Source organism: Halorubrum pallidum, from assembly GCF_055380345.1.
In genome coordinates this window covers 626,547-640,820 of the sequence record NZ_AP043945.1, presented here as the reverse complement: position 1 = coordinate 640,820, position 14,274 = coordinate 626,547, and the positions used below count along the sequence as shown (strand labels likewise).

Below are 14,274 nucleotides of genomic sequence, written 5' to 3'. Positions count from 1 at the left end.
TCGCCGAGCAGCCACGGCGTCGTGCGGTCGCTCACAGCGGACGGTCGCGAGATAGCTTTCGGGGGCGTCCAGCGGCTTTATGCCGCGTCCCGGAGAGGTGCGTGCATGGACGATGTCCTCACGAACTGGCTGCTCGGGCTGATCGCCGCCCTCCTCGCCGTGCTGGTGCTCGCGACGACCGGACCGGAGTTCCTGTTCCCGCTCGCCCCGGTCGCGAACGTCCTCGCGCTCGTCACCTTCCTCGCGTTCGTCATTCTCACCGGCGCGTTCCTCGTGTACACGGCGTCGTTCCGAGACCGGTGACCCGTCGCGAGACCGGGGGACTCCTCCGGCGCGGGCCGGTCGTGTAGCCCGCCCGGGTGCATTTTTGTGCCGGGCCGTCGTGGCCCGCGTATGGAGTACACGACGCTCGGAAACACGGGCATGACCGTCTCGAAGATCTGTCTCGGCTGCATGAGCTTCGGCGACCCCGACTGGCGCGAGTGGGTCTTGGACGAGGAGGCGGGCCGCGAGCTGATCGACCGGGCGATCGAACTCGGCGTGACGTTCTTCGACACCGCCAACATGTACTCGAACGGGGCCTCAGAGCGCGTCCTCGGCGACGCGCTCGCTGAGTACGACCGCGACCGGTTCACCGTCGCCACGAAGGCGTACTTCCAGATGGACGAGTCGAACCCGAACTCGGGCGGACTCTCGCGGAAGGCGCTCGACCAGGAACTCGCGAACAGCCTCGACAGGCTCGGTATGGACACGATCGATCTGTATCAGATCCACCGGTGGGACTACGACACCCCGATCGACGAGACGCTCGCAGCGCTCGACGACGCGGTCCGTCGCGGAGATATTCGGTACCCGGGGGCCTCATCGATGTGGGCCCACCAGTTCGCCGAGTCGCTCCGCGTGAGCGACCGCGAGGGGTACGAGCGGTTCGCCACGATGCAGAACCACTACAACCTCGCGTACCGCGAGGAGGAGCGCGAGATGCTCCCGCTGTGTGACAACGAGGACGTGGGCGTGATGCCGTGGAGCCCGCTCGCGCGCGGCTACCTCACCCGGCCACACGAGGACGTCGACGCCACGCTGCGCGGCGAGACCGAAGAGCACCTCTACGAGCACCCCTACCGCGAGGGCGGCGGGCCGGCCGTCAACGAGCGCGTGGCGGAACTGGCCGACGAGAAGGGCGTGAAGATGGCGCAGGTCGCGCTCGCGTGGCTGTTCCAGAAGGACCGCGTCGACACCCCCATCGTCGGCACCACGACCGTCGAACACCTCGAAGACGCCGTCGAGGCGCTCGACATCGATCTGTCCGCGTCGGACGTCGAATGGCTGGAGGAGCCGTACGAACCGGTTCGGGTGTCCGGACACGAGTGACGGACGCGAGCGCCGGCATCGCCGACCCTCAATATTGTATTCGGTGTTTTAGGAGATATATGGGCAAGCCATATACCGAGTGAGAGATTCACACGCACGTATGAGCGAGAGATCAGAGCACATCCCCGTCCAGTCGAGCACCGAGTACGCCCGTACCCGGACGCGGTGTCCGAACTGCGGCGACCACGTGCCGGCGATCGGTCGCGACACGGAGACGACCGAGTGTCCGAACTGCCAGACGCCGGTTCGAGCCTGAGCGCGGGTTCGGAGCGTCACTCCGGCCGCGTTCCCGGGACGCGCGCGGAGCGCGGAGCGACAACCCTTTTCGGCCGGGGCGTCGAAGCCCCTCGCATGGCAGACGACGACGCCAGCGACGCCGAGACCGGCGACGAACAGGGCGGCGACGGAGAGGAAAAATCCTTCCGCGAACGCGTCGAGGAGATCCGCGAGCGTCGCGAGGAGGAGCGAGAGGAGGGCGACCGTCCGAGCCCCGAGGAGATGATGGGCGGCGGCGGTGGCGGCCCGCCCGGCATGGGCGGCGGTGGCGGCGGCAACCCCTTCGCACAGATGATGTCCGGGATGATGGGCGGCGGTGGCCCCGGCGGCGCTGGCGGCCCGCCCGGCATGGGCGGCGGTCCGGGCGGCCGTGGCGAGGAGGGCAGCGACCAGGCCGGCAACGAGGAACTCGTCCGCGAAGTCCGCCAACTCCGAGACGAGGTCCGCGACGCGACGCGGCAGCTCCAGCGCATCGCGCAGGCGCTCGAAGACGACTGAGCGCGGCGAGCGGGAGGTGACGGACGGGCGCGGGCTCAGCCGAGCCGCTCGTCGAGGATCAGTCGGGTTTTCGTGGATTTGACCTCGTCCATCTCTCTCGCCTGCGATATCAGGTCGTTGACCGCGCGCGTGTCCACGGCGTCGACGACGAGGACAATGTCATCCTCCCCCGAGACCTGCCAGACGAAGTCGACCTCCTCCCAGTCGACCATACGGTCGCCGACCGCGTCGGTGTCGACATTCATCTCCACCGAGATCTCGATCATCGCCTTCACGTTTCCGGTGCGGGTGGTGACGGTGAACCGCTCGATTATTCCGTCCTCAGTCATGCGGTCGACGCGGTTTCGCACGGTCCCCTCCGAAGTCCCCACCTGATCGGCAATCTTCGTGTACGGCGTTCGCGCGTCCCGGCGCAGGATAGAGAGGATCCGGCGGTCGAGGTCGTCCATACGCCACACATTTCCCCCGGTGACTTACTCGTTACGAATATCGTAACAGAGCTTCGAACGACGCATTTATTATCCCATACACGTACGTATCTCGTAATGTCGGACGCCTATATCGCGCTGGCTGACGGACGCGTGCTCGAAGCGCGCGCGCGTGCACCGGGGCGCACCCGTGGAGAACTTGTGTTCACGACCGCGTACACAGGCTACGAGGAGTCGCTCACCGATCCCTCCTACGCCGAGCAAGTCCTCACGTTTTCGTACCCGTTGATCGGGAACTACGGCGTCCGAACCGAGCGGTTCGAGTCCGAGGCGGTTCAGCCTCGCGCGGCGGTCGCACGCGAGCTGACCGACGACGTCGCCGATTGGCTCACCGAAGAGGGCGTGCCGGCGATCGACCACCTCGACACCCGCGAAATCGTCACCACCGTCCGCGAGGAGGGCGCGATGGCCTGCGGGATCGCCGCTGGCCCGGACGCGACTCCCGAAGACGCGGTCGAGGAGATGGAGGCGTGCAAGCCGATGAGCGACCACGTCGATATCGGCGCGCAGGTGTCCGTGTCCGAGCCGACCGTCTACGAGGGAGGCGGCGAGGCCGACGTGGCGCTGCTCGACTGCGGTGCCAAGGGGTCGATCATCTCCTCGCTCATGGAACGCGGCGCGGACGTCCACGTCCTCCCGTACGACGCGACGCCCGAAGACGTGGCGGCCGTCGACCCCGACGTGCTGTTCGTCTCGAACGGGCCGGGTGACCCCGAGAACTTCGTCGCCGCACACGAGGTCGTCGAGGAGTTCGCGGGCGATCTGCCGATGGCCGGCATCTGTCTCGGACAGCAGGTGATCACGAGCGCGCTCGGCGGCTCGACGGAGAAGATGGCGTTCGGGCACCGCGGCGTCAACCAGCCCGTCAAGGACCTCCGCACCGACAAGGTAGTGATGACGACCCAGAACCACGGCTACACCGTCGCCGATACCGGTCCGCTCGAAGTGACGCAGGTGAACGTCAACGACGACACCGTCGAGGGGCTCGACAGCACGGATCTGGACGTCATCACCCGTCAGTACCACCCAGAGGCGAACCCCGGCCCGCACGACTCGCTCGGCTTCTTCGACGAGGTCATGGACCTCGCACAGTCCACGTCGCGCGTCGTGGCCGACTGACCGCGCACCCGGCCCGCTCAGCATTTCAGCGTCTCTCGTGTCGGTTTCTCAGTCGTCGATCGACCGGTGATAGCGCTCGACCGGCGACGTTTTGGTCCGCCCGCGTCCAGTGGATCGCATGACTACGACGGTCCTCCTCACCAACGACGACGGCATCGACGCCGTCGGGCTCCGTGCGCTCTCGGACGCGCTCTCCCGCGAGTACGACGTGACGGTGGTCGCGCCCGCGAGCAACCAGTCCGGCGTCGGGGGCGCGCGCTCGTGGTGGGAGACCACGGTGGAATACGAGGAGACCGACGGCGGCTACGCGGTCGAGGGGACGCCGGCCGACTGCGTCGCGGTCGCGGACGTGGCGCTCGGTCTCGATCCGGATCTCGTCGTCTCCGGCTGTAACCACGGGCCGAACATCGGCGCGCACATCCTCGGGCAGTCGGGCACGGTCGGAGCCGCGATGGAGGCCTCGTTCCTCGGGACGCCCGCAATCGCCGTATCGCTGTACGACCGCGGGAATCTCCCGGTGCCTCCGACGCTGAGCACCGACGAGTTCGCGCTCGCCGCCGAGGTCATCGTCGATCTCCTCGACGCCGCGACGCACACCGGTGACGGTGATACCGCGCTCCCCTTCGGCGCGGACGTGTTGAACGTCAACGTTCCGGCCGCAGACGACGCGGCCGCCGACCGGCCGACGTACCGACTGACCGAACCCGCTCGCGGCTTCGACGTGAGCGAGTTCCGACCCGGCGAGACAGACGCCGGCGAGAGCGGCTTCGACGAGCGTCGCGGCGAGATGGGGATGGAACTCCGTGACAGATTCTGGCGAGAGTTCCTCCGCGGCGACGTGCCCGACGACCCCGGTTCAGACCGTCGCGCTGCCGTCGACGGCGAGGTGAGCATCTCGCCGCTGTCGTCGTCACGCTCCGTCGCCGCCGAACGAGCGGGCGATGTCGTCGCGATCGGCGGGGGTGACGGAGCGGCACCGGAACACGAGCCGGAGTAGCCGGGCGTCGTCCGGTTCCACTCGATCGCTCCCTCGCCGTCGCTGACGGTCCGGGCTTACCGCCGCCCGCGTCGCCGCCGCCGCGATCCTCCGGTGAACTCCCTCGCGAGGCGACCGAGGTACCACACCAACGCCAGCCCCAGCACCGCGCCGGCGGCGAGCGCTGCGAGGAGCTGTATCGGAGTCGCCCCCCACTGGAGGGCGATAAGTGGCGGAGACACGGCGACGAGAAGGAGGAACCCGGCCTTGATCTTGCGGTTCCCCGCATCACGCTCCGCGTCTGACATGGGGCCTACCACGCGCCCCACCTCACCGGATGAGCGGCGTCCACGGTTGCTCCCGCGTTCATGTCCGTGCGACGGTGCGAACGGGTATCAACCCGGCGGAGTGCGCCCGCAGGGTCGTTGCTGCGCGTCGCACGGTTTCGGGTCGCGCGTCAGGCTCGGCGAACGAGGTGGTCGCGGACGGTGCGCTGACACTCGGTACAGATACCACTGAGGCGCGTCGCCGTATCCAAGACCGGGTGGGTGACGGACAGGTTCGCGTACACGTGCTCGACCAGCGAACGGTGCGTGATCCCCACGGCGACGTCGTGACTCGTCGCGCCGCCGAGGTCTTCCTGCCGATCCCGACACACCCCTGCACACTGCGCCCGGTGTGCCTCCAACCGGTCGTGGTACGCCCGAAGTTCGTCGAATCCGAGCGCAGTCACCTCGTCAAATTGGCCGAAAGTGTCGTCCGAGTCGGTCACTGCGACCATTCCGGATAGGGGACAACTGAGTACGGAGCAGTCGCTCAGTGTCGAAAAAGAATGTAAAGGAGTGTAGATGTTCGTTACTCGTTTCCGAACATCTGGCGCATCATCGGATGCATCTCCATCAGCTGCTCTTCGGCGATCTCCTCGTACAGCTTGTACGTGATGGAGACGGCAAGCAGCAGCCCGGTTCCGGAGACCTGTCCGATAGTGCCGAGCAGGTTCGCCATGACGGCGAGGAACCCGACCAGCGCGCCGCCGATGACGGTCACCTGCGGGATGTACCGCTCCATGACCTTCTCGACGACCTGCGGGTTCCGGCGGAATCCGGGAATCTGCATCCCGGATCCCTGAATCTGCTGTGCGGTCGCTTCCGGGCCCATCCCGGTCGTTTCCACCCAGAAGATAGCGAAGATGGCCCCGCCGACGATCATGAACGTCAGGTCGATGGCAAGGCGAACGGCGATCATCCACGGCTCGACGCTCGCCGGGATCTCACCGAGGAACCACATCCACTCGCCCCGCGTCTGGATCGGGTTCAAGTAGTAGAACAGCCCAGAGATAGGCTGCCCCTGCTGGCTGTACTCTCCGAGCCACGCTGGCATCCCCGCCCACTGCGAGGAGAGGATCTGACCGAGGAACTGGATGTTCGCCTGCAGCGCGCGAACGAGGATCATCGGCAGAACGGACGCATAGATGAGCTTCACCGGGAAGCGTCCGCGAGCACCCTTCACACGAGCGTGTGACAGTGGAATCTCGACCCGGACCGACTCGGCGTACACGACGATTCCGAAGATGAAAAGCGTCGTGAACAGCGCGAGGATGTTCCCCGGATCGAAGAGCAGATTTTGGAGCCCCTCGCTCGTGAACGGCGACAGCGTGCTCGGATTCCCGCCGAAGATGAGTCCATACCAGTTGGCGAAGAATCCGTTCGCACCGAGCGCCGAGAAGCTGAAGAAGCCGCCGACGATCTGCTGGCTGACCGCGGCGATGATGAACAGACCGACGCCGGAGCCGACGCCCCACTTGCTCACGATTTCGTCCATGAACAGGATGAGGACGCCGCCGACGAAGATCTGCGCGAATATCAGCAGCTCGACGCCGAACGTGCCGATGCCGAGCGACTGTGCGACCGCCGGGTCCGCGGGAAGGAACTCACCCGTGAAGACCATCGGCGCGGCGGTGAGCCCGGTGACGATGATCACCAGCAGCTTCTGGAGGCCCTGGTACAGCACCTGGTCGCGCGGGTCGTCCGTGTCGAGCCCGAGCAGGTTCGCCCCGCCCAGAAGCTGCAAGACGATGGACGCCGTGACGATCGGACCGATACCGACCTGCAGCAGCGAGCCGGACTCGCCGGCGAGCACCGATCGGAACTGCCCGAAGAAGTCCGACCCCTGAGTGGCAGCCAACCCGAACGGGTTGATGTTGGTCAGGAAGAAGTAGACTATCAGGATACCAGCCGTCCACGTGAGCTTCCGTTTGAACGGGACGTGACCCGCCGGCCGCTCCACAACGGGCATCCGCGAGAGCACCGGTTCGGCGGCCTCCTTCCAGCTCATGATTACGCCTCGTCGGCCTCGTCGTCGGAAGTGTCTTCTGATTCGTCAGCGGCTTCCTCGGCGCGCTCGGAGAGCGTCGCCTCGCCGCCCGTTTCCTCGATGCGTTCGACCGCACCGGCGGTGAACGCGTCGGCCGTGACGCGAAGCTCGCGACGGACCTGTCCGCCGCCGAGCACCTTCACCACGTCGGCGTCGTAGCCGTCGTCGACGACGTCGCGCGCGTCGATGACGTACGCGTCGCCGTCTTCCTCGGCGAGCCCCTCGGCGGCGTACAGCGCGGCGTCCTCGTCGAGCTTCTGGACCTTGACTTCAAGGACGTCCGTCTGAGAGTCCTCCGGGCGCTTGAACCCGTGCTTGCCGAGCGGACCGTAGTTGTGGTACTCGTGTTTCGCGCGGCCGGCCGCACCGCGGCCGCCACGGTGACCGGCACCGCGCCGGTTCTTGTGCGTTCCGCCGCCGTGGGTCCGGGACCCGCGCTGTCTGCGTTTCTTGTCCGTCATCGCATAGCCTCCAAGAGGGAATCGATCTCCTCGGTGGTGTGGCGACCGAGTTCGCCGCCCTCGATCACGGGGTGTTTGATGCCCTCGTGACCGCCGCGGGGAGCGTGGAGTCGCAGCGTCGGAGAGAGCCCCTGATCGCGCAGGGTCGTCTCCTCGGCGACGAGCGCCTCGGCCAACGCCTCCAGGTCGGCGTAGTCGGTGTTGTCGTCGATCCACTCGTCGTCGATGTCGGCGGAGCCTTCGAGCGGCTCGCCGCGCCGTGCGATGGTTCGCGCGACGGCGTCGACGCTCGGCTCACCGAACGCGACGATGTCGTTCACCTTCGTGATCATGCCGCGGTACGAGTCCGTCTCGGGAACGAGCGTCGCGTGGTTGACGCGCCCGACGTTCAGCATGTCGAGCGTGTCCTCGACGCCGTACTCGAGGTTGACGTCGCCGCGGAGCTGCACGATCGCCTGCATCACTCGCTCACCTCGTCGTAGTGGACCTCACGCGCATGCTGCGGAGTGCGGGACTGCGCCGCGTTCTCCAGCGCGTTGAACGTCGCCTTCGCGAGGTTCACCGTCGTGCGTGTGTTGCCGTCGGAGTTCGTCCACGCGTCCTCGACGCCGGCGAGCTCCAAGATGTTTCGAACCGTCTCTGCGGCCGCCAGTCCGAGCCCCTGCGGGGCGGGCTTGATCTCGACCGTGACGGAGCCGGCCTTGCCGGTCGCCGTCCGAGTCAGGGAGTTCGTGCCGCCGGGCTGGTCCTCCCAAGAGCCGGAGCCGCGGTCAACCTCGATGATGTTCAGCTTCGCGACGTCGATCGCCTTCTGGATCGCGCCGCCGACTTGGTCGTCTCGGGCCTGCGCGTAGCCGAGGTAGCCGTCGCGGTTGCCCACGGCGACCACACACCGGAACTTCACGCGGCGGCCGGAGTCGGTCATGCGCTGGACCATGTTGATGTCCAGCACCTCGTCTTCCAGCCCCGGAAGGAGCTGGTCGACGATCTCCGCCTCCTTCAGCGGGAGACCGGAGTCGAGTGCCTGTTCCATCGACGAGATATCGCCGTTCTGTACCTTGCGGCCGAGTCGCGTCCGCGGTTCCCAGCCGTCGTTGTGTCTACTCATGGTCCTCCTGGATTGTCGCGAGCACGTCGTCGAAGTGCTCGGGTAGGTCGGCCGCATCGAAATCGCCGCTGTACAGCGGCTCGTCGAGCTGCTCGGCGTACGCGGCGATGTGCTCGCCACGCGTGCGCGACCAGTCGGCAAGCACGTCGTCGTTGTGCGGGATTTCGAGGCCGGCGTCGATCGCTCCTTCCTGTACTGCGAACGTCTTGTTGCCGGGCGTCGCCGTGTTGAGACCGATGTCGAGCACGGCCTCGTCGAGGCCGGCATCGACGGCGCGGGCACCCGCGAGGTACCCTGTGAGGTACGCGCTGGGGAGGTTGCCCGTGGGGGCGTCCCAGCCGTACTCCGCGAGTTCCTCGCTGGAGGCGGCCGCGTGGGTCTCATCGCCGTCGGGTCCGGGAGTCACCAGCTGCGCCCTGACGTGAGCGTTGCTCACCCGGGCGACCAGGCGAGGCTTGCCCGATTTCAGCAGGCGCAACCTCTGATGGTAATCCGTCCGGACCTCGCGGCGGCGACGCATCGGCACCTTGTATCGTGGTCCTGTCGCCATTAGTCCGTCACCTCGTAACCGTACTGCGTCTGGATGTACGCCTCCAGCCGCGCGACGTCCTCGAAGTCGCCACCGCTCGCCTTGTTGTAGAGCGTGCGGTATTCGCTGGCGTCGAGCACGTTCTCGTCGTCTCGGAGTTCCTTCAGGCGGGCGCGCTGTGCGCGGATCCGCGCCTTCCAGTCATCTTTCGTGTTCTGCCGAGCGCCGGATTTACCCTTTCGGGTGCCGGCACCGGACTGGTGGCCGTACGAGCGCTTCTCCGCGCGCTCGCGGGCCCGACCGCGGGAGTTCGTCTTCGCGTCTTTCGCACGGATCGTTCCCTGATCGATGAGATCGCGGATGTCCTCGCGGGTGATCGCGTCCTCGATCTCCTCCTGTGCCTCGGGGTCGAGCCAGACGCGGCCCTTGCCGACGTCGAGCTCGTCAGCCGCGAGTCGTTTCTGCGCTTTCAGGTCACTCATCGTCGACCTCCACTTCGACGTAGGTCGGGTTGAGCACGCGAATTCCGCGCTCTTCCGCCTCGTCTTCGATCAGTTCGCGCTTCCGGCCGCCGACCTTCGAGGCGATCCGCACCGCCTGCGTGTCCCCCTCGACGCCTTCGAGGTCGTCCGTGTTGTGCACGCGGACCTCCTCGAAGCCGCTCGGGTGCAGGTCGCGCGACGCCTTCGGCGAGCGGAACCCCGCCTCGACGACGGGACCCTTCGCTTTCATGCGGCGACGCTGCTTGGAGAGCCCGCCGCGGGGCTTGCGCCACGACGTCGGGATCCGTTTTTTCTTGTGGTAGTCCTGCCGGTTGAACTGCGGCTTCCCCTCGCGGTGCTTCTGTGCGAGCGCGCGAGCGGTCTCGTCGTCCAGTTCCGGCGTCTTGTCGGCGTGGCCGCGGGGCCGAAGCTCCGTCTCGACCTCCTCGTCGGATTCGGCCTCCGCGGCCTCCTCCTCGGTCTCGTCTTCGATCTCCGCTTCGGCCTCCTCGTCGACCTCCAGCCCGCCGACGTCTGCTTTGATACGCGCGGCGAGCGCGTTTCCGACGCCGTCGACCTCGGAGAGTTCCGATTGAGAGGCAGCCTTCACGTCCTCGACCGTCTCGTAGCCGGCCTCGCGAAGCGCGTCCGCCTTCGAGGGACCGACACCGCTGATGTCTTCCAGTTCGTCTGCCATGCGTTAGGCACCTCCGGTGGGTTTCTCGACGATGTACACGCCGTCTTGGAAGACGCGCGTGTCCTTGTCGGTCACCTTCGTCAGCTGTTCGATATCGGCGGCGGTCTGTCCGACGGCCTCCTTGTCGGAGCCCGTGAGCGTGACCGTCTCGCCGTCGATCTGTACGTCCGTGTCTCCGCGAATGGGCGTGCGTCGCTGTGCGCGTTCGCCGAGGAAGTTCTCGATGACGACCTCGTCGCCGTTCACGGTCACCTGCATCGGGAAGTGGGCGTAGTACACTTCCATCGTGTACTCCCATCCGTCGGTGACGCCGTGGATCATGTTGGCGACGTGGCTCTCGAAGGTGCCGACCGTGGCGTTCGTCTTCGCGTCCTCGTTCTCGGAGGCGACAACGACGACATCGTCCTCGACCGTGACCTCGACGTCGGGGTACCAGAGGCGTCGCGTGACGCTCCCGTTGGGACCCTCGACGGTGAGTTCGAGGTGGTCGGTCTCGGCGGAGACGTCGTCCGGAATCTCGATTTCGACTCTGTTCATTGTTAGTAGACGTATGCGATCACTTGGCCGCCGATGCCCGCTTCTCGGGCTTCGTAGTGGCTCATGACGCCGTGGCTCGTCGTGACGATGAGCGTCCCGTAGTCACGGGCGGGGAGGAATCGCTTCTCCCACTTCTCGAACTCGTCTGCACCCGCGGAGTAGCGGGGCTTGACGGCGCCACACTCGTTGATCGCGCCTTTCAGTTCGACCTCGAACTTCCCGGCTTTCCCGTCGTCGACGTACTCGAAGCCGTCGACGTACCCGCGGTCGTAGAGGACCTCGAGGACGGAGCCGATGATGTTGGAGGCGGGCTCAACCGTGTACGACAGATGGCCAACGCTCTCGGCGTTGTCCATGCCGGCGAGCGCGTTGGTGAATGGATCGTTTCCCGTCATGTTCAGCTGTACTTCTCGAATCCCATGTCTCGAGCGACCTCGCGGAAGCACTGCCTGCAGAGGTTGATGTCGTACTTGCCGACAAGCCCCTGCGCGCGGTCGCACCGCCGGCAGGTGTGCCGGGAGTCGGTGCGTTTCGCGGCGTGTTCGCCCGTATCGTTGTTCGCTTCACTCATGCCGTTACCTCGACGTCAAAGTTCGTTTCGAGGAACGCGGCCGCGTCCTCGGCGGTCATCCGGTGATTACCCGGGATCGACGACGTTCCCTTGTCGCGCTTGGAGACGCGGTAGCCGGGACGGACGATCGTCGTGGTCACGTCGAGCCCGTAGATCCCGATGTTGGGGTCGTACTCCTGGCTCGGGAAGTCGGTGTGGTCTTCGACTCCGAAGCTCAGGTTGCCGGTGTCGTCGAACTGACTCCGATCGACGTCGACGATATCCAGCGCGGTTTCGAGGAACGCGTGTGCGTCCTCGCCCCGCAGCGTCACCTTGACGCCGATCGGGTCACCCTTGCGGATGCCGAACTCGGCGATGGTGCGCTTCGAGGTGGTCCGGACCGACTGCTGGTCCGTGATCTCCTCGATGATCTCCTCGGCGTCGGCGAGGGGTTCACCGCCCTGCCCGACGCCCATGTGGACGACGACCTTCTCAAGGTACGGCTCGCGCATCTCGTGGGCGGCGCTCTCGGCTTCACTCATCCGAATCACCCGCCTCGTCGGCGTCGTCGCCGGTGAAGTTCTCGTCGATGACGACGAGGTACTCCTCGACCGTCTCGTATCCGTCGCCTTCGTCGGCGACGGTGACGGTGTTCGAGCCGGATCCGAGCGTCACGTCGATCTCGTCGACCTCGCCGATGCGACCGGCGTGTTGGCCGGCGACGGCGGTCACGAGCGCGCCCTCCTCGTACTCGAAGTGGGCGACGACCTCCTTGGTCTCGTTGTCGACGACGATCGAGTCTTTCGTGTCGTACTCGGTGTCGGCGTCCACGCGGACGTTCGTCCCGTCGTGGAGCGTCAGTTGGGCGTCTCCACCGGGGATGACGGACTTGTTCGTGATCTTCCCGAGCCGGCTTCCGGCGGCCTCCTCGTCGACGGGAGTCAGCGCGAGCCGACCGCCCTCGTCGGGGAAGACGCGGAAGAACTCCTCGCGCTCGGCGAACGCCAGGATGTCGAACATCCCGATCGGACGCTGCTCGTCCGAGATGGCGTCCCCGTTGACGAGGACCGAGTCGTTGTTCAGCGCGTAGCGCGCCTCCTTCGTCGAGTCGACGTAACCGAGCACGTCCCGCAGCAGGACGACGAGCGGAACGCCCGCCTCACCGTGGGGGCCGGCACCGGCCTTCACGGTGAACGTGTCAGTCTTGCGCTCGACCGGCCAGGAGTTCGGTACTGCCAGTCGCTTCTGATGTCGCGTCATTCGTTATCCTCCTGGAGCCGCGCCTCCCGGCGCTCGTCTTCCAGGTCCAGATCGGTCACCCGAACGTTGCTCGCCGGGATCGGACGGGGAACCTCCTCCCCATCCGCCTTCTCGACGGTGACGTCCTCGACGGTGATCCGTTCTGCGGACAGGTCGACGGAGACGACCTCCGCCTCCGTCCCGGCCGCGTCGCCGCGAAGTACCTCGACGGTGTCGCCGGCGTTGACGCGGACGTTCCGCTGACCGTACTCCTCGCGGAGGTCGTCCGCGAGGGTGGCCCGGACCTGCTTTTGCCGCTCGTGGAGCGGCGCGGTCTCCGACCGTTTTCGCTGTTTGCGTGGCTGTTTCGTCATAGTTAGACGATCATCGTCGCGGTCGAGGCAATGCTCCCGAATCGTTCGGCGACCTCGCGAGCGACGGGGCCTTTGATCTCCGTGCCCCGCGGCTCCTCAAGGTCGTCGATGATCACGGCCGCGTTGTCCTCGAACTTCACGCGCGTGCCGCTCGGACGGCGGATCGGCTTGCGCTGGCGGACGACGACCGCCTCCAGCACCTGTCGCCGCATCTCCGGCGTCCCCTTGGTGACCGAGACGGTCACCTTGTCGCCGATACCTGCCTTGGGGTGACGGTTCTTCGTGCCGGAGTAGCCCGACACGGAGATGACCTTCAGCTCACGAGCGCCGGTGTTGTCGGCGCACGTGATGAGAGAGCCCTTCGAGAGCCCCTGCGTGACGTCGGCCTTGAGAGCCTCCATCACTGATCACCCGACAGGTTCTCGACGACGACGTGGGACTTCGTCTTCGAGAGCGGTCGCGTCTCCGCGATTTTCACTTCGTCACCGACTTCGAGCGAATCGAGCACGCCCGGCACGTGAGCCGGGATGCGCGAGCGGCGCTTCATGTACCGATCGTATTTCGGTACGAACACGTCGTATTCTCGCTCGACGATGACGGTCTTTTCCATGTCCGTCGACACGACCGTTCCCTCACGAGTCTGGCCGCGGACGGAGAGCTGCCCGTAAAACGGGCACTTCTCGTAGTCGTAATCCTCCGGGTTGTCTGGCTCCGGAGGCGTGGGTACGTCGATTCCTATCGCCATTGTGTGACACCTCGTTCGGTGCGTTCGGCGGGTCGATACCGCAACCGGTCGCCATCCACCGTTACGTAGACCGCGTCTTTGCACTCGCCTCGTCGGCTCGCCGGACCCGCGTCGTCACCGGTGACGACGCACGTGGACCCGGACGGGCCAGACTGACGGGGGCGGACCCCCGTAGTATCCGACCCGAGTTGGGACGCGGACCCCGACGACTGGCCGTCGTCGGCGGCTTCATCTGTGTGAACGGTTGGGTGATCAACGACACCGAACTCGAACGTCGCGCCCGCCTTGGGCACGCGTTTGTCTCCCGACTCCGTTCGGACCACGAGGGTGCCGAACGTCTCGGACGACACGCGACCGGCGATGCCAACGCGGGCGTCGCTATCGGCGTCGGCCACCCGAACCGGGAGGCCGACGAGTTCGTGTCGAACGAGCTGATCGGGAGATATCATCG

Annotated in this window: 25 protein-coding genes; 6 read left to right on the top strand and 19 right to left on the bottom strand. The window is 66.4% G+C overall.

The window, feature by feature from the left end; genetic code table 11:
* Positions 1-105: 105 nt before the first annotated feature.
* From ACZ45C_RS04880 to ACZ45C_RS04865, 4 genes are all read left to right on the top strand, one after another.
* Positions 106-303, top strand: coding sequence for a hypothetical protein (locus ACZ45C_RS04880; protein ID WP_460559502.1), 198 nt, complete (start codon positions 106-108; stop codon positions 301-303).
* 90 nt (positions 304-393) lie between these two features.
* A complete protein-coding gene (locus ACZ45C_RS04875; RefSeq protein ID WP_460559500.1) occupies positions 394-1,371 on the top strand; it encodes an aldo/keto reductase in 978 nt (325 codons plus the stop codon).
* A gap of 100 nt (positions 1,372-1,471) precedes the next feature.
* Positions 1,472-1,627: a hypothetical protein gene (locus ACZ45C_RS04870; RefSeq protein ID WP_460559498.1), complete on the top strand. Its 156-nt coding sequence runs from the start codon at positions 1,472-1,474 to the stop codon at positions 1,625-1,627.
* 95 nt (positions 1,628-1,722) lie between these two features.
* Positions 1,723-2,145 carry a hypothetical protein gene (locus ACZ45C_RS04865; protein ID WP_460559496.1) on the top strand — a complete coding sequence of 141 codons (423 nt, stop codon included), beginning with the start codon at positions 1,723-1,725 and terminating at the stop codon, positions 2,143-2,145.
* A gap of 35 nt (positions 2,146-2,180) precedes the next feature.
* Here the strand turns inward: ACZ45C_RS04865 and ACZ45C_RS04860 are convergent, their stop codons facing one another.
* Entirely contained in the window at positions 2,181-2,594 is a 414-nt protein-coding gene (locus ACZ45C_RS04860; RefSeq protein WP_460559494.1) for an Lrp/AsnC family transcriptional regulator, read from the bottom strand.
* 96 nt (positions 2,595-2,690) lie between these two features.
* Here ACZ45C_RS04860 and carA point away from each other — a divergent pair, with 96 nt between their 5' ends.
* Positions 2,691-3,752 (top strand): glutamine-hydrolyzing carbamoyl-phosphate synthase small subunit, encoded by a 1,062-nt coding sequence (gene carA / locus ACZ45C_RS04855; protein WP_460559492.1) that lies wholly within the window; start codon positions 2,691-2,693, stop codon positions 3,750-3,752.
* Between the two features lie 118 nt (positions 3,753-3,870).
* Positions 3,871-4,749 (top strand): 5'/3'-nucleotidase SurE, encoded by an 879-nt coding sequence (surE, locus tag ACZ45C_RS04850; protein ID WP_460559490.1) that lies wholly within the window; start codon positions 3,871-3,873, stop codon positions 4,747-4,749.
* A gap of 56 nt (positions 4,750-4,805) precedes the next feature.
* On the opposite strand, the gene ACZ45C_RS04845 is transcribed toward surE, so the two are convergent.
* From ACZ45C_RS04845 to ACZ45C_RS04760, 18 genes are all read right to left on the bottom strand, one after another.
* Entirely contained in the window at positions 4,806-5,036 is a 231-nt protein-coding gene (locus ACZ45C_RS04845) for a hypothetical protein (RefSeq protein ID WP_460559488.1), read from the bottom strand.
* A gap of 149 nt (positions 5,037-5,185) precedes the next feature.
* Positions 5,186-5,500, bottom strand: coding sequence for a DUF7260 family protein (locus tag ACZ45C_RS04840; RefSeq protein WP_460559486.1), 315 nt, complete (start codon positions 5,498-5,500; stop codon positions 5,186-5,188).
* Between the two features lie 83 nt (positions 5,501-5,583).
* On the bottom strand, positions 5,584-7,062 hold the full coding sequence (gene secY / locus ACZ45C_RS04835) for a preprotein translocase subunit SecY (RefSeq protein WP_460559484.1): 1,479 nt from the start codon (positions 7,060-7,062) through the stop codon (positions 5,584-5,586).
* Between the two features lie 2 nt (positions 7,063-7,064).
* Positions 7,065-7,562 carry an uL15m family ribosomal protein gene (locus ACZ45C_RS04830; RefSeq protein ID WP_460559482.1) on the bottom strand — a complete coding sequence of 166 codons (498 nt, stop codon included), beginning with the start codon at positions 7,560-7,562 and terminating at the stop codon, positions 7,065-7,067.
* The gene (locus ACZ45C_RS04825) at positions 7,559-8,023 is read right to left on the bottom strand and encodes a 50S ribosomal protein L30 (protein ID WP_460559480.1); all 465 of its coding nucleotides are present in this window, start codon (positions 8,021-8,023) and stop codon (positions 7,559-7,561) included. The genes ACZ45C_RS04830 and ACZ45C_RS04825 overlap by 4 nt, the downstream gene beginning before the upstream one ends.
* Positions 8,023-8,670 (bottom strand): 30S ribosomal protein S5, encoded by a 648-nt coding sequence (locus tag ACZ45C_RS04820; RefSeq protein WP_460559478.1) that lies wholly within the window; start codon positions 8,668-8,670, stop codon positions 8,023-8,025. Before ACZ45C_RS04820 ends, ACZ45C_RS04825 begins: the two co-directional genes overlap by 1 nt.
* On the bottom strand, positions 8,663-9,220 hold the full coding sequence (locus ACZ45C_RS04815; protein ID WP_460559476.1) for a 50S ribosomal protein L18: 558 nt from the start codon (positions 9,218-9,220) through the stop codon (positions 8,663-8,665). The genes ACZ45C_RS04820 and ACZ45C_RS04815 overlap by 8 nt, the downstream gene beginning before the upstream one ends.
* Positions 9,220-9,681 carry a 50S ribosomal protein L19e gene (locus ACZ45C_RS04810; RefSeq protein ID WP_460559474.1) on the bottom strand — a complete coding sequence of 154 codons (462 nt, stop codon included), beginning with the start codon at positions 9,679-9,681 and terminating at the stop codon, positions 9,220-9,222. The genes ACZ45C_RS04815 and ACZ45C_RS04810 overlap by 1 nt, the downstream gene beginning before the upstream one ends.
* On the bottom strand, positions 9,674-10,378 hold the full coding sequence (locus tag ACZ45C_RS04805; RefSeq protein WP_460559472.1) for a 50S ribosomal protein L32e: 705 nt from the start codon (positions 10,376-10,378) through the stop codon (positions 9,674-9,676). The genes ACZ45C_RS04810 and ACZ45C_RS04805 overlap by 8 nt, the downstream gene beginning before the upstream one ends.
* A gap of 3 nt (positions 10,379-10,381) precedes the next feature.
* Positions 10,382-10,915 carry a 50S ribosomal protein L6 gene (locus ACZ45C_RS04800; RefSeq protein WP_460559471.1) on the bottom strand — a complete coding sequence of 178 codons (534 nt, stop codon included), beginning with the start codon at positions 10,913-10,915 and terminating at the stop codon, positions 10,382-10,384.
* A gap of 2 nt (positions 10,916-10,917) precedes the next feature.
* On the bottom strand, positions 10,918-11,310 hold the full coding sequence (locus tag ACZ45C_RS04795; protein ID WP_460559469.1) for a 30S ribosomal protein S8: 393 nt from the start codon (positions 11,308-11,310) through the stop codon (positions 10,918-10,920).
* Between the two features lie 2 nt (positions 11,311-11,312).
* Positions 11,313-11,486: a 30S ribosomal protein S14 gene (locus tag ACZ45C_RS04790; RefSeq protein ID WP_460559467.1), complete on the bottom strand. Its 174-nt coding sequence runs from the start codon at positions 11,484-11,486 to the stop codon at positions 11,313-11,315.
* Positions 11,483-12,007, bottom strand: a complete 525-nt coding sequence (locus ACZ45C_RS04785; protein ID WP_460559465.1) for a 50S ribosomal protein L5 — start codon at positions 12,005-12,007, stop codon at positions 11,483-11,485. Before ACZ45C_RS04785 ends, ACZ45C_RS04790 begins: the two co-directional genes overlap by 4 nt.
* On the bottom strand, positions 12,000-12,725 hold the full coding sequence (locus ACZ45C_RS04780) for a 30S ribosomal protein S4e (RefSeq protein ID WP_460559463.1): 726 nt from the start codon (positions 12,723-12,725) through the stop codon (positions 12,000-12,002). Before ACZ45C_RS04780 ends, ACZ45C_RS04785 begins: the two co-directional genes overlap by 8 nt.
* Positions 12,722-13,078 carry a 50S ribosomal protein L24 gene (rplX, locus tag ACZ45C_RS04775; protein ID WP_460559461.1) on the bottom strand — a complete coding sequence of 119 codons (357 nt, stop codon included), beginning with the start codon at positions 13,076-13,078 and terminating at the stop codon, positions 12,722-12,724. Before rplX ends, ACZ45C_RS04780 begins: the two co-directional genes overlap by 4 nt.
* Positions 13,079-13,080: 2 nt before the next feature.
* Positions 13,081-13,479, bottom strand: a complete 399-nt coding sequence (locus ACZ45C_RS04770; RefSeq protein WP_460559459.1) for a 50S ribosomal protein L14 — start codon at positions 13,477-13,479, stop codon at positions 13,081-13,083.
* On the bottom strand, positions 13,479-13,823 hold the full coding sequence (locus ACZ45C_RS04765; RefSeq protein ID WP_008001361.1) for a 30S ribosomal protein S17: 345 nt from the start codon (positions 13,821-13,823) through the stop codon (positions 13,479-13,481). The genes ACZ45C_RS04770 and ACZ45C_RS04765 overlap by 1 nt, the downstream gene beginning before the upstream one ends.
* On the bottom strand, positions 13,814-14,272 hold the full coding sequence (locus ACZ45C_RS04760; protein ID WP_460559457.1) for a ribonuclease P protein component 1: 459 nt from the start codon (positions 14,270-14,272) through the stop codon (positions 13,814-13,816). The genes ACZ45C_RS04765 and ACZ45C_RS04760 overlap by 10 nt, the downstream gene beginning before the upstream one ends.
* Positions 14,273-14,274: the final 2 nt, after the last annotated feature.